The following is a 13596-nucleotide window of genomic DNA, read 5'->3' as shown; positions in this document are numbered from 1 at the left end:
AGAAGATAAGCTGATTTTCAATTAAGAAAAACTACTGGAGGTTTTTATAACCATGGCAAAGTATGGCGATGAATTTTTAAAAGTATTCACATTAAGCTCCAACCGTGACCTGGCTAACGAGATTACGGATCATTTAGGGATTGAAATGGGGAAAAGCTCCGTATCCCGTTTCAGTGACGGAGAAATTCAAATGAACGTGGAAGAAAGTATTCGCGGCTGTGACACATATGTTATTCAGTCTACTTCTTCACCAGCGAATGAACATATTATGGAACTGTTAATTATGATTGATGCATTAAAAAGAGCTTCCGCGAAAACAATCAATGTTGTTATACCTTACTATGGTTATGCCCGCCAGGACAGAAAAGCACGCGCACGTGAACCTATCACTGCGAAGCTGGTTGCTAACCTGCTTGAGACAGCAGGGGCTACGAGAGTTATTACACTGGATCTTCATGCGACACAGATTCAGGGATTCTTCGATATTCCGGTCGATCAGCTTGTCGGAGTTCCAATTCTGGCCGATTACTTCCAGGAAAAGAATTTTGAAGACGTCGTTATTGTTTCACCAGACCATGGAGGGGTTGTAAGAGCCCGTAAAATGGCTGACCGTTTAAAAGCGCCTATAGCAATTATTGACAAGCGCCGCCCAAAACCTAACACAGCTGAAGTTATGAACATTGTAGGTAATGTAGAAGGAAAAACAGCGATAATTATTGATGATATTATCGATACTGCGGGCACGGTTACACTGGCAGCTAATGCAATGATTGAAAAGGGCGCTAAAGAAGTATACGCCTGCTGTACGCATCCGGTTTTATCAGGGCCTGCAATTGAAAGAATACAGAATTCTAAAATTAAAGAGCTTGTGGTAACAAACAGTATTGCTTTACAGGAAGAAAAGAAAATAGACATGATTACACAACTTTCTGTCGGCCCATTGCTGGCAAAAGCGATTACTCATGTCCATGAACAGCGCTCCGTAAGCCAGCTGTTTACTTAATAACCTGACAGGCTGAGCTGAGCAATTAAGGCACCAGCAGAAAGGGTCTTCAGTAAACATACAGAGACACAGCACGTTTCAAATCATCATAAATTGGGTAAAACAGTATAAGAACCAATAAGGATGAGGTGGTTAGATAAATGACTACAGTACTTGAAGCGGCAAAAAGAGGAGATCGCAGAGGGTCCAGGCTGACAAAAATCAGGGAACAGGGACATGTACCTGGTGTAGTGTATGGCAAGGCCTTCGGCAATGAATCAGTCACAGTTGACGAGATAGCACTTACTAAAACACTCAGGGAAAACGGAAAGAACGGCGTTTTTAAGCTTGCCCTAGAAGGTGAGCAAACGGACGTTATCGTTTATGACCTTCAGATGGACAGTATTAAAGGTGAAATCCTTCATGTGGATTTTTACGCTCTGGATATGAAGAGCGAGCTTGATGCTGATGTGCCTGTAATTACTGCCGGAGATTCTGCAGGTGTTAAGGATGGCGGAGTGATGCAGCAGGCTGTTTATGAACTTTCTGTAAAAGCACTGCCAAACGATATACCTGAGAACATCGAAGTCGATGTTTCAAACCTGGAGGTTAATGACTCCGTCCAGGTAAAAGATCTTGAGGTTGATGGAAAATACACAATCAATAACGATCCGGAAGAAGTAATCATTTCGATTCTTCCTCCGACAGAAGAACCTGAGGAACCTGGCCTTGGCGGTGAAACGGAAGAGGGCACACCTGCTTTAGTGGATGCTGAGGAAGGCGACGAAGCTAAGACGCCTGAAGAAGAGGCGAAAGAGAAAGAAGAATAGCATGGAGTTACGAGGACAGAGGTATAGCCGTCCAGGTTATGCCTCTTTTACTCGTTGCAGGGGGTGGAACATGTTTTTTCAGAAACTTCTTAAACGGAAGAAAGACGATGAAAGCGGAGGCAGATCAATGAAGCTCGTAGTAGGGCTGGGTAACCCTGGTAAGCAATATGAGGGTACCAGACACAACGTAGGATTCGACGTAATTGACAGATGTGAAGAGAAACTTGGAATAGAGTTAGATCAGACAAAGTTTAAAGGAATATACGGTTATAAAAATCTGGAACGGGAGAGAGTTTTCCTCCTTAAACCTCTGACATTTATGAATTTGTCTGGAGAGTCTATTGTGCCGTTAATGAACTTTTATAAAATCGGTAAAGAAGATCTGCTTGTTATTTATGATGATCTGGACCTTGCCCCTGGTACGATACGCCTCCGGCAGAAGGGAAGCCATGGGGGGCACAATGGTATCAGGTCAATCATTTCACAGCTTGGTACAGAAGAATTTAACCGGATAAGAATCGGAATAGGCCGGCCGGACAAAGGACAGGCAGTTCCTGATTATGTTCTTGGGAAATTCCGTGACAATGAAAAAGAAGCGATTAACCAGGCTGCAGAAAGAGCTGCAGAGGCAGTGGAAGCATGGACGAGTACCACGTTTCTGAATGTAATGAACGAGTATAATAAATAGCTTTTCATGCATACTGGTATACTCTTCCGTTCATACTATTTGTATATATTGAAGCATAGTATGGAGGAGGGCTACGATGTCAGTGCATTACTATTGCAGGCACTGCCAGGCAAATCTGGGAACATTAAGCAGCTGGCAGGCTGACGAGCAGCAACTTGGTTTTAACCAGTTGTCTGATGAGGAGCGTAAAGATATGATTAATTATGATTCGCAGGGCCATTTACATGTTAAAGTTATCTGTGAAGCATGTGAAACTACATTAAAGGATTATCCTGATTATCATGCGAATGAATCTTTTATTCATTAGGACGTCATTCGACAAGCTTTGGTGAAATACGCCAAAGCGTTTTTCTGCTGAAAAAATCCAGTTAAACGAACAGCCGGTACTGGTGAGCGTGACCAATATTTCGAAAACTACATCAAACGAAACCACTGCAAGAGGGGGGAATAGCATGAAAGGAATTATCGGGACAGTCTGCCAGGGGGATGACGTGGCAAGTATTATTGAAGGCATTGAGGCGAATCTATCAGAACAGATGATTTCTGGTTTAACAGGATCAGCAAGATCACTGCTCCTCGCTTCTGTCTTTAATCAAACAAACAGATCCCAGCTCGTTATAACACATAACTTATTTCACGCGCAAAAACTCTACGATGACCTCGTTTCTCTCATAGGTGAAGAGAAAGTATATATATATCCAGTTAACGAATTAATAGCTTCAGAAATTGCAGTAGCCAGTCCTGAAATGAGGAGCCAGCGGATCGAGGCATTGAACAAATGGGCATATGGTGAAAAAGCTATCGTAATTGCTCCGATGGCGGGTGTAAGAAGGCTTTTGCCTCCTGCTTCTGTCTGGAAGGACTGTCAACTGGAGTTTCAAACCGGAAGGGACATCGACCTGGATGAAACTCTATCCCAGCTTACGTCAATGGGTTTCCAGAGGGAAGCAATGGTATCAGCTCCAGGACACTTCAGTGTCAGAGGAGGAATCATTGACATTTACCCTCTTACTGAAGAAAGTCCTGTCAGAATAGAATTGTTTGATACCGAAGTTGACTCCATTCGATTTTTTGACGTGGAGACACAAAGGTCCAACACGCAGGCGGAGAAAATCCAAATCGGTCCTGCAAGAGAGGTCCTTCTCTTCGATGAAAACTACAGACAGGGAAGGGACAGGCTGAAGGAAGCGTTGTCACAGACTCTGGCGAAGCTGAAGGACCCATCGCTGAAAGAAAAGATGGCAGAACAGATAGGTCAGGAAATCGAGCTGCTCGGGGAGAAAACGTCCTTTGATTCCATGTATAAGTATATGTCTCTTTTCTATGAAACGAGAAATACATTAATAGACTATATGCCTGAAGAAGGTTTAATATTTGTTGATGAAGTGAGTCGTGTGCAGGAAATGTCTGAAAATCTGGAAAAAGAAGAAGCAGAATGGCACACCGCGATGCTCTCTCAGGGAGCAGCTGTATCAGAAGTTAAATTCTCAAAAACATGGGATGAAATTTTTCAGGAGACGGCCAGACCGAAACTTTATCTAAGCTTATTTTTAAGACATGTTCCTTCTACTAACCCTAAAAATATAGTTAATATCCAGAGTAAATCCATGCAGAATTTCCACGGCCAGCTGAACCTTTTAAAAAGTGAGACTGACCGCTGGAAAGGAGCAAACTACGCTGTCACCTTCGTCAGTGCCGATAAGGAACGGGCGGAAAGAATGCAGCAAGTACTTCAAGATTACGAGATTGAGGCAGCAATAACAGACAACAGCCACCCTCCTATCAAAGGACAGGCACAAATAGTTACCGGCCATTTGATGTCCGGATTTGAACTGCCTATGCAGCGCCTTATCGTTATTACAGAAGAAGAGGTTTTCACAAAGAAAACAAAGCGGCCGAAGAGAAGGCAGAAACTTTCCAACGCCGAGCGTATTAAGAGTTATTCAGAACTGAAGGTTGGCGACTGGGTAGTGCATGTAAATCATGGTATTGGAAAATACCTCGGCATTCAGACTCTGGAACTCGGGGGCATCCATAAAGATTACATGCATATTTCCTATGCCGGCAACGACAAACTTTATGTCCCGGTAGAACAGATTGACCAGGTGCAGAAATATGTAGGTTCTGAAGAGAAAGAACCTAAGCTTTATGCGCTTGGAGGAAATGACTGGAAGAAGGTCAAAAAGAAGGTTCAGTCTTCCGTACAGGATATTGCCGATGACCTTATTAAACTGTATGCGGAGAGAGAGGCCAGCAAAGGGTATGCTTTCTCGAAAGACGGGCCGGAACAGCGGGAATTCGAATCTTCCTTCCCATATCAGGAGACAGAAGACCAGCTGAGGGCAATAGAAGAAATTAAAAAGGATATGGAAAGAGACCGTCCAATGGACCGGCTCCTTTGCGGGGATGTTGGATACGGCAAAACAGAAGTTGCTCTAAGGGCGGCTTTTAAGGCTATTATGGATGGAAAGCAAGTTGCATTTCTTGTTCCAACTACGATTCTGGCACAGCAGCATTATGAAACAATGCGCGAACGGTTCCAGGATTTTCCGATTAATATGGGCTTATTAAGCCGTTTCCGTTCTAAAAAAGAACAGACGAAAACAATCGAAGGTATAAAGCGGGGATCGATAGATATTGTGGTAGGTACTCACCGGCTTCTGTCCAAGGATATTGAATTTAAAGATCTTGGATTGCTTATCGTCGATGAGGAACAGCGTTTCGGGGTTACCCATAAGGAAAAGATAAAGAGATTCAAAGCCAATGTAGATGTGCTGACCTTGACTGCAACGCCAATTCCGAGGACATTGCATATGTCAATGCTCGGTGTAAGAGACTTATCTGTCATCGAAACGCCTCCTGAAAACCGCTTTCCTGTTCAGACCTATGTAGTAGAATACAATGAACCGTTAGTAAGGGAAGCTATAGAAAGAGAGATGACAAGGGGCGGGCAGGTTTACTTCCTGTACAATCGTGTAGAGGATATCGAAACGATGGCCGACAAGATTTCCATGCTCGTTCCGGACGCGACAGTGAGATTCGCACATGGGCAGATGACAGAAACAGAGCTTGAATCAGTAATGCTCGATTTCCTTGAGGGCAATACAGACGTTCTGGTAACGACAACAATTATTGAAACAGGTGTGGACATTCCTAATGTAAATACACTGGTGATCAATAATGCAGATAAAATGGGGCTGTCTCAGCTTTATCAGCTCCGGGGACGTGTAGGGCGTTCCAATCGTGTCGCATACGCCTACTTTACACACCAGCGGGACAAGGTGCTTACAGAAGTAGCGGAAAAAAGGCTTCAGGCTATAAAAGAATTTACCGAATTAGGCTCAGGGTTTAAAATTGCAATGCGGGATTTGTCCATAAGAGGAGCAGGAAACCTTCTTGGGGCAGAGCAGCATGGATTTATAGCTTCCGTCGGATTCGACCTTTACTCACAAATGCTGAAAGAAGCTATTGATGAAAGGAAGGAAGGTCCATTACCGGATAAAGCGAAAAGGGAAGAAAAGGATTTCGAACTGGATATCCAGGTGGATGCCTATATTCCTGAATCATATATACCGGACTCTAAGCAAAAGATTGATATGTATAAACGTTTTAAAGCAGTGGAATCCCAGCATGACATAATCGAACTTCAGAGTGAAATGATCGACCGTTTCGGTGATTACCCGGATGAGGTGGGCTACCTGTTCCAGGTTGCGTCCTTAAAACAGTATTGTATTCAGGAAGGTATAGAATCCGCCGTAGAAAAAAACCAGCTCTGTAAAATAATCCTGAGCGAAGAGACCACAAAAGCGATTGATGGCTCAAAGCTTTTTTCCATGGTGAACAGGATATCAAATAAGCTTAATCTTTCTATGACTGGCAATAAAATAACCATTCATATTAAGCGTAAGACACTAAAAGATAAAGAGTATCTGAAAATTATGGAGGAAGTTATATCGAAGCTTGACGAAGTCCGCAATGATGGAGAAAGCAGAGAAAAGGCTTCCATGTGATAAAAAGAGGGTGCAAAACCTGGAAAGGATAAGCACTTCCGTTTCGGCGAAGGAACACATGGAACTGCATACTAATAACAGACCAAATCTTTAGATTTGGTCTGTTATTATGTGAACAGAAGTATTTTAACAGTGGAGCAGTAATTACAATATGGTTTTACGACAGGAGGATCTCGAACTGAAGCGTGTTGTAAAAACAACAAAGCGGGTCCGATCCGCCAATAAGGCACAGCACTTGCGGATCCTCATTCCGTTAAATCGCCAAAAAGCGGTCCGCATTAACATAAGAAGATAGTACCGGTACAGATCGGTAACAGGAAATAAACCAAATTTATTGAACAAATGGTGAATAGTTCTTTTTTTTAGATAGATAATAAGGACAAGTTTCAGCGAAGAAATAATACTTGCATGCAAGCATCATCGACGTGAATACAACATGGAAAGTGAGGCAACGTAAGTATGAAAGCAACTGGGATAGTAAGACGAATTGACGATTTAGGGCGTGTAGTTATACCTAAAGAAATCCGGCGCACTTTAAGAATCCGTGAAGGCGACCCGTTAGAAATTTTTGTGGACAGAGACGGAGAGGTTATCTTAAAGAAATATTCGCCTATTTCTGAGCTCGGTGATTTTGCGAAAGAATATGCAGAGGCCCTGTACGACAGTTTAAACCATACGGTGCTCATAGCTGACCGGGATACTTATATAGCAGTAGCCGGCGGGTCCAAGAAAGAATACCATAATAAAGCAATTGGTGAAAATGTAGAAAGTGCGATGAATGACCGAAAAACAGAAATTGAAACACAGGCAGGAGAATATTCACTGACAGGAGACCACCAGGAGCAGGCGAACGGATACTGTATTGCACCAATTATTGCAAATGGCGATCCAATCGGCGCAGTAGTTCTTATCGGTAAGGATAATGATGTAGGAGAAGTAGAGAAAAAGCTTGCAGAAACTGCAGCAGGCTTCCTGGCAAGACAGATGGAACAGTAACAGAGGCCAGTTAAGCAAGGAACGAAACTAATAGTGCTTCTAAAGCAGATGTGGAACAGAAACGGTTATTATTTACCGCCAGTCTTCCCTCACTGCTTTAGAAGTGCTTTTTTACACTTTAAGTATAAAATTTTATCGATGAAGTTGATTCTACCTAGTGAATTTTTATGGAAAAAGTATAAGTGCAACTACGACTCTGTCTTCGCCTCAAGGCTCGCCAATCGGCGGGTTTTCTTTATGTGAGAAGAAGGGCATATGCTATAATGGCTTTAATTGAGCAAACAGGAGAGGAAAAGCATTGTCAACAGATAAGAATAAGTCAGGTTCATGGATGAAAGGGGCTTTGTATTTATCTCTGGGTGCTCTTGCGGCTAAAGGACTAAGCGCTTTGTACAAAGTGCCGTACCAGAACCTGACAGGGGATCTTGGTTATTATGTTTATCAGCAGGTATATCCGTTATACGGACTTGCTTTTGTGCTCGGTACATATGGTTTTCCGGTTGTAATCTCCGGGATGCTGACAGAGTGGAAAAATAACGCAGAATATTTGAAAAGCGGTGCTGATATATTTAACCGCATGTTAACGCTGCTCCTCTGTATGTTTCTCTTTAATGGCATAATAGGAGGAGCATTCATATTTTTTGCGGAGGAGATTGCGGTTTTCATGGGTGATAGCTCGCTGGCCGGACCGGTACGCTGGCTTGGTTTGCCTTTCTTTATTATTCCTTTCCTTGCACTTGGAAGGGGGCTTTACCAGGGAGAGGGAAACATGGCCCCTGCAGCCTGGTCACAAATAGGCGAACAGATTACCCGTGTTATTGTCATTTTAATTGTCGCTTTCTGGGCGATGCAATGGGGGGACCCATATCTTGCAGGGATATCTGCTGGGGCGGGTGCCCTTGCAGGAGCGATAGCGGGAACAGTCCTGCTCCTTTTCTCTGGATGGAAAAAAAGAAGAAGAACTGCTTTTTTTTCTGAAATAAAAAAGTTTACACTTCCCGACAGCTGGGCTAAAGATGTGAAAAAGCTTGTCATTTCCGGCTTATTTGTTTCCGTCAGTGCAATGTCTTTAGTTGCCATGCAGCTGCTCGATTCCTTCACCGTTTTCAGGCTTCTTATTAGCAGTGGAGCGGGGGCAGAAGAAGCGGCAGCATTTAAGGGGATTTATGACAGAGGCTGGCCGCTCGTCCAGTTAGGGGCATTAGTGACCACTGCTTTCTCTTATGCGATTGTCCCAATGTTAACGAAGGCTTATCTGGATAATGACAGAGCGGAGGTGCAGCTCCTGACGGGACAGGCGGTAAAAGTGTGTCTTGTATTCGGCGGGGCTGCTGGGATGGGTCTTATTGTTATAATGGGCAGCTTAAACACCATGCTTTTTACAAATCAGGCTGGTACTGGGACATTGCAAGTTCTTTCCGTTTCGGTATTGTTTGCAGCACTATTTATGACATCAGCAGCTCTTTTTTACAGTACCGGAAAGGCCTGGTACTCTGTTTTACTGCTCCTCTTAGGTCTTTTAATCAAGTTAGCAGGGAATATGGCCACTGTGCCGGTATATGGAATTGCCGGGGCTGCGGCCTCGACTGCTGCAGCCTTTTTCATCATTTCAGCAGTTTCTGTTATTCTCTTAATAAGAGAAGGCCTGCTGAGCACCTTCCCTAATAAATTCTGGGTTAAATGGGGACTCTCCCTGGCAGTTATGGGAGTGTTCGTACTATTGTACAGATTGGTCATTGACCGGGTAACGGATTTGCAGAATGCCGGGAGAGCAGTGGAGAGTTTTACAGCTCTTTCCTCCTCTGCAGCCGGTGGTTTACTGTTTCTAACGATCATTTGGTACGTAAAAATATTCGAAAGACACGAGTGGGAAGCTTTGCCTAAAATATCGAAATTCCTTCCCTATAAATAACGACGGACACCGGAGGTTTTAAAGTGGAAAAAACAATTACAGTTATCGGACTTGGTGCTGGAGAGCTTGAACAGCTTCCTCTCGGTATTTACCGGACATTGAAAAATAAAGAGAACATTTTCGTCAGGACGATGGAACACCCAGTGTTAAACTCTTTACAGGGGGAAGGCTTGTCTTTTACAAGCTTCGATGAGCTGTATGAGTCATTCGGCACTTTTGGAGAAGTTTATGAGGCGATCACTGACCGGCTTGTTCAGGAAGCGGAGAAGGGGCCGGTCACCTATGCTGTCCCGGGACACCCGCTTGTAGCTGAGACCACCGTTCAGCTGCTTCTTCAAAGAGAAAGGCGGAACGAAATAAATGTCGTAATCGAAGGAGGACAAAGCTTCCTTGATGCTGTGTTTGGAGCGTTGAAATTCGATCCGGCAGATGGTTTCCAGCTGCTTGACGGGACTAATCTGAAACGTGAGGATGTTCAGGTGCGACACCATGTTGTCATTGCTCAGGTATATGACAGCATGGTTGCCTCGGAAGTAAAGCTTACTCTCATGGAAAAGCTTCCGGATGAGTACCCTGTTAAAATTGTTACAGCTGCCGGAACAAGCGAAGAATCCATAACGGAAGTTTTATTATACGAACTGGACAGAGTAACAGAATTAAGCAATTTAACTGTAGTTTATGTACCCCCCGTTAAAAACGAGGAACAGCTTTACAAAGATTTCGATAAACTCAGAGAAGTAATCGCCGCCCTGAGGGGGCCTGGCGGATGTCCGTGGGATAAAGAACAGACACATCTTTCATTAAAAAAATACTTAGTAGAGGAAACGTACGAAGTACTGGATGCAATCGATGAAGGAGACGAAGAACATCTTGCTGAGGAATTAGGAGACGTTCTTCTCCAGGTTATGCTCCATTCCCAAATCGGCGAGGATGAAGGAATGTTTTCTATTGATGATGTTATTGAGGTGCTGACGGAAAAAATGATCCGGCGCCATCCTCACGTATTTGGGGAAACAGAGGCGGAGAATTCTGAAAAGGTTCTTGCCCAGTGGGAGGAAATTAAGCAGAGTGAAAAGGAGGAAAATGGAGGAGAAGCGAAGGCATCCTCCATCCTGGATAATATTCCTAACTCACTGCCAAGTCTTATGTATGCTTATAAGATTCAGAAAAAAGCAGCAAAGGTTGGGTTTGACTGGGGAGAAGAAGCTCCTATGTGGATGAAGCTCCAGGAAGAAATAGCGGAGTGGATACAGGAAATAAAAGCTGGCTCACCAGATAAAGCAGCAAAAGAGTTTGGCGATATTTTATTTGTACTTGTAAACCTGGCAAGATTCCACGGTATCGACCCGGAAGATGCGTTGAGACAGACCAACAGTAAGTTTAACAAGAGATTCAGGTATATTGAGAAAGCAGTCAGCGATCAAGGGGGAAGAATGGAAGACCAGACGCTGGGAGCCCTGGATTCCCTTTGGGAAGAAGCAAAACTTTTAGAACGGAGAGGAGCGGAAGAACAATGAGACTGGATAAATATCTGAAAGTATCCCGGCTTATTAAAAGGCGGACAATGGCTAAAGAGGTAGCAGAACAGGGAAGAGTTAAAATAAACGGCCAGACAGCAAAAGCTGGAGCCAATGTTAAAGAAGGGGATGAGCTTGAAATTCTGTTTGGCCAGAAGCATGTGACAGTCCGGGTTGACAGGCTGGAAGAATCAGCAAGAAAAGAAGAAGCAGGAACAATGTACAGCGTTATAAAAGAAGAACGTATTGAGCAGAAAGAGGATTTTTAAACGCTGGTATGCCGTTGTTTATGAACTCTCCTTAAGCAAATGGACGGTTCAGAAAAGGCTTGTTCTATTAAAGCCCTCTCAGACATAGTTATTAACAAAGTGTTTGAGGAGGGAAACAAATGGAGCATTCCTATGATTATATGGCTGGTGGTGGACAAGGCCGGAAGCCAGCAGACCATCAGATTATTATGCGTGGAAGAAAAACACTGGATATTACCGGGGTAAAACAGGTTGAAAGCTTCGATAATGAAGAGTTTCTCCTGGAAACAGATATGGGATTCCTTTCTGTCCGGGGACAGCATCTTCAAATGAAAAACCTTGATGTAGATAAAGGGAACGTTTCCATACAGGGAAAAATTGATGATCTCGTTTACCTTGATCAGCAGCAGGGCGACAAAAACAAAGGCCTGTTTGGGAAGTTATTCAAGTGACACTGGATATACAGTTTTATTCTATGCTGGCGAGCGCCGCCACGGGTCTCTGGCTTGGAGCTTCCTTTGATACTTACAGGAGGTTTACAGGAAGTTCCAGGCGATTTCGCTGGTCGCTTGTCTTCAATGACATTTTTTTCTGGCTGCTGCAGGGACTGATTTTTTTCTATGTCCTGCTTAAGGTTAACGAGGGAGAGGTAAGGTTTTATTTATTCCTTGCCCTTCTGCTCGGATATTCAGTGTATCGTTCTCTGTTTGAAAAAATATATTTAAAAATACTGGAACAGGCTATCAGGATAATCAGTGGTACTTACAGGTTAATAGTTAAAACAATTCTGGTACTTTTTATAAATCCTTTAAAATGGCTGTTGAAAGTGTTGCTTGCCTTAAGTATGATATTATTAACCACTATTTGGAGAATAGTTTACTATATTCTCTGGATTTTCCTCGTTCCTTTCCGCTGGCTAGGAAAAAAGTATGTCCAGCATTACGGAATACCTTTTCATTTACTATTTAATAAAGCCGGTAGTATGATTAATAAAATAAGTGAGTTATGGAAGGGCTTATTCAAAAAATAGCTCTCATAATAATTATGGATTGTAGCGGAGGATGCGGAGTGTCTGTGAAATCAGCCATGTTTAAATAGCTGCAACTATTAAATGCATACCGAAACTGCTAAAAGGGAAATAACAAAACTAAAAATAAACAGGGGTGAAAATGATGAATGGCCAAAAAGGCAAAGTCAGGCAGTTAACATCTGAATATATGGAAAAACAGGCGATTCTCCATGAACAGAAGCTCAGGCGCCGGAAAGGTCTGATTCGTCGTTTGACTGTTTTTGGTTTTGTTTGTGCTCTGATCTTAGTTTTTACCGGGGTCACTTTATATAACCAGCATATGGTTATCCAGGAACAGGAAGCAAAGCAGAATGAGCTTGCCGAAGAAATGACATCCCTGGAAAGAGAAGCAAAAGAGCTTACAGAAGAGATTGAACTCCTTCAGGATCCGGATTACATAGCAGAAATAGCAAGGAGAGATTTCTTTCTGACAAAGCCTGGTGAGACGTTATTTCAGCTTCCGAGGAGAGATACTTCTTCAGATTGACAGAGTTTATTTGAAACCGGTATAATAAGTAAAATACCATTTTTATGATTTCTTAAGGAGGAGCATTTTTTTCATGTCCATTGAAGTAGGCAGCAAGCTGCAAGGAAAGGTTACCGGTATTACAAATTTTGGAGCATTTGTGGAATTGCCCGGCGGTTCGACTGGCTTGGTTCACATCAGTGAAGTTGCAGACAACTACGTCAAAGATATTAATGAATTTCTGAGCGTAGGAGATGAAGTGGAAGTAAAGGTATTAAACGTAGAGGCTGACGGGAAGATTGGTCTTTCTATTCGAAAAGCGAAGGATAAACCTGCTCCAGAACGTGCGGAGAGACCGGAACGATCCGGGCGCCCACAGAAAAGAGGCCCTCGTCAAAATACGAGACCCCGGGAAGTATCCTTTGAGGATAAAATGTCCCGCTTCCTGAAAGACAGCGAAGAACGCCTTGCTTCACTTAAGCGAAACACAGAATCCAAGCGCGGCGGCAGAAGCACAAAAAGGGGATAACCTTGCTGCTTATATATAAATAAAAGTTACAACACTTGTCTGTTAAGGCAGGTGTTTTTTTATATGGATTTTATTTTAAATAGAAAAATCACTCGAATCATTCGTGGAAAATTTCGGCAGATTACATGAAAAATTGAAGAGTCGTCTAAATCTGGAGATAGATGTTACACCAGAAGCATTTAAAAAAGACTGTGCGCTAATAATTCTGAATATTTAGCATTTTAAACATCATTTTTAACCTCTTTTTAACATAAGGGGATGAACTATATACAAACTGCCGGGGTTTTCTTACACAGATTTCGTAGATAAAGTCGAGAAGTATTTTTTTATTTGCAGTACTTTTGACAAA

Annotated in this window: 13 protein-coding genes; all 13 read left to right on the top strand. The window is 43.0% G+C overall.

Annotated features, from left to right (window positions below):
- Nucleotides 1-52 precede the first annotated feature (52 nt).
- The 13 genes from BK582_RS04965 (at nt 53) to BK582_RS04905 (ending at nt 13247) form a co-directional block, all read left to right on the top strand.
- Nucleotides 53-1003: a ribose-phosphate diphosphokinase gene (locus tag BK582_RS04965; protein WP_078593254.1), complete on the top strand. Its 951-nt coding sequence runs from the start codon at nt 53-55 to the stop codon at nt 1001-1003.
- 140 nt (nt 1004-1143) lie between these two features.
- Nucleotides 1144-1812 carry a 50S ribosomal protein L25/general stress protein Ctc gene (locus BK582_RS04960; protein WP_078593253.1) on the top strand — a complete coding sequence of 223 codons (669 nt, stop codon included), beginning with the start codon at nt 1144-1146 and terminating at the stop codon, nt 1810-1812.
- Nucleotides 1813-1939: 127 nt separating this feature from the next.
- Nucleotides 1940-2500 carry an aminoacyl-tRNA hydrolase gene (pth, locus tag BK582_RS04955; RefSeq protein ID WP_078597796.1) on the top strand — a complete coding sequence of 187 codons (561 nt, stop codon included), beginning with the start codon at nt 1940-1942 and terminating at the stop codon, nt 2498-2500.
- 76 nt (nt 2501-2576) lie between these two features.
- Nucleotides 2577-2807, top strand: coding sequence for an anti-sigma-F factor Fin (locus tag BK582_RS04950; RefSeq protein WP_078593252.1), 231 nt, complete (start codon nt 2577-2579; stop codon nt 2805-2807).
- Nucleotides 2808-2952: 145 nt separating this feature from the next.
- A complete protein-coding gene (mfd, locus tag BK582_RS04945; RefSeq protein ID WP_078593251.1) occupies nt 2953-6510 on the top strand; it encodes a transcription-repair coupling factor in 3558 nt (1185 codons plus the stop codon).
- Between the two features lie 459 nt (nt 6511-6969).
- Nucleotides 6970-7506 carry a stage V sporulation protein T gene (gene spoVT, locus BK582_RS04940; protein ID WP_078593250.1) on the top strand — a complete coding sequence of 179 codons (537 nt, stop codon included), beginning with the start codon at nt 6970-6972 and terminating at the stop codon, nt 7504-7506.
- Between the two features lie 298 nt (nt 7507-7804).
- Nucleotides 7805-9418 carry a polysaccharide biosynthesis protein gene (locus tag BK582_RS04935; RefSeq protein ID WP_078593249.1) on the top strand — a complete coding sequence of 538 codons (1614 nt, stop codon included), beginning with the start codon at nt 7805-7807 and terminating at the stop codon, nt 9416-9418.
- Between the two features lie 23 nt (nt 9419-9441).
- A complete protein-coding gene (gene yabN, locus BK582_RS04930; protein ID WP_078593248.1) occupies nt 9442-10935 on the top strand; it encodes a bifunctional methyltransferase/pyrophosphohydrolase YabN in 1494 nt (497 codons plus the stop codon).
- Complete coding sequence (locus BK582_RS04925) at nt 10932-11204, top strand: RNA-binding S4 domain-containing protein (protein WP_078593247.1); 273 nt, start codon at nt 10932-10934, stop codon at nt 11202-11204. The genes yabN and BK582_RS04925 overlap by 4 nt, the downstream gene beginning before the upstream one ends.
- Nucleotides 11205-11323: 119 nt before the next feature.
- Nucleotides 11324-11635 carry a sporulation protein YabP gene (yabP, locus tag BK582_RS04920; RefSeq protein WP_177344633.1) on the top strand — a complete coding sequence of 104 codons (312 nt, stop codon included), beginning with the start codon at nt 11324-11326 and terminating at the stop codon, nt 11633-11635.
- Nucleotides 11632-12213 (top strand): spore cortex biosynthesis protein YabQ, encoded by a 582-nt coding sequence (gene yabQ, locus BK582_RS04915; RefSeq protein WP_078593246.1) that lies wholly within the window; start codon nt 11632-11634, stop codon nt 12211-12213. Before yabP ends, yabQ begins: the two co-directional genes overlap by 4 nt.
- 139 nt (nt 12214-12352) lie before the next feature.
- The gene (locus tag BK582_RS04910) at nt 12353-12739 is read left to right on the top strand and encodes an FtsB family cell division protein (RefSeq protein WP_078593245.1); all 387 of its coding nucleotides are present in this window, start codon (nt 12353-12355) and stop codon (nt 12737-12739) included.
- 73 nt (nt 12740-12812) lie between these two features.
- Nucleotides 12813-13247, top strand: coding sequence for a S1 domain-containing RNA-binding protein (locus BK582_RS04905; protein WP_078593244.1), 435 nt, complete (start codon nt 12813-12815; stop codon nt 13245-13247).
- The last annotated feature ends 349 nt before the right edge of the window (nt 13248-13596 follow it).

Source organism: Evansella clarkii, assembly GCF_002019695.1.
Taxonomy (GTDB): domain Bacteria; phylum Bacillota; class Bacilli; order Bacillales; family Salisediminibacteriaceae; genus Evansella; species Evansella clarkii.
Note: the sequence above shows the minus strand (reverse complement) of the source record. Positions and strands in the feature narration are given on the sequence as shown.

Excerpts from the sequence above, each read along its gene's own strand:
- BK582_RS04965 (WP_078593254.1), top strand. The coding sequence starts at position 53 with ATGGCAAAGTATGGCGATGAATTTTTAAAAGTATTCACATTAAGCTCC.
- BK582_RS04960 (WP_078593253.1), top strand. The coding sequence starts at position 1,144 with ATGACTACAGTACTTGAAGCGGCAAAAAGAGGAGATCGCAGAGGGTCC.
- pth (WP_078597796.1), top strand. The coding sequence starts at position 1,940 with ATGAAGCTCGTAGTAGGGCTGGGTAACCCTGGTAAGCAATATGAGGGT.
- BK582_RS04950 (WP_078593252.1), top strand. The coding sequence starts at position 2,577 with ATGTCAGTGCATTACTATTGCAGGCACTGCCAGGCAAATCTGGGAACA.
- mfd (WP_078593251.1), top strand. The coding sequence starts at position 2,953 with ATGAAAGGAATTATCGGGACAGTCTGCCAGGGGGATGACGTGGCAAGT.
- spoVT (WP_078593250.1), top strand. The coding sequence starts at position 6,970 with ATGAAAGCAACTGGGATAGTAAGACGAATTGACGATTTAGGGCGTGTA.
- BK582_RS04925 (WP_078593247.1), top strand. The coding sequence starts at position 10,932 with ATGAGACTGGATAAATATCTGAAAGTATCCCGGCTTATTAAAAGGCGG.
- yabP (WP_177344633.1), top strand. The coding sequence starts at position 11,324 with ATGGAGCATTCCTATGATTATATGGCTGGTGGTGGACAAGGCCGGAAG.
- BK582_RS04910 (WP_078593245.1), top strand. The coding sequence starts at position 12,353 with ATGATGAATGGCCAAAAAGGCAAAGTCAGGCAGTTAACATCTGAATAT.
- BK582_RS04905 (WP_078593244.1), top strand. The coding sequence starts at position 12,813 with ATGTCCATTGAAGTAGGCAGCAAGCTGCAAGGAAAGGTTACCGGTATT.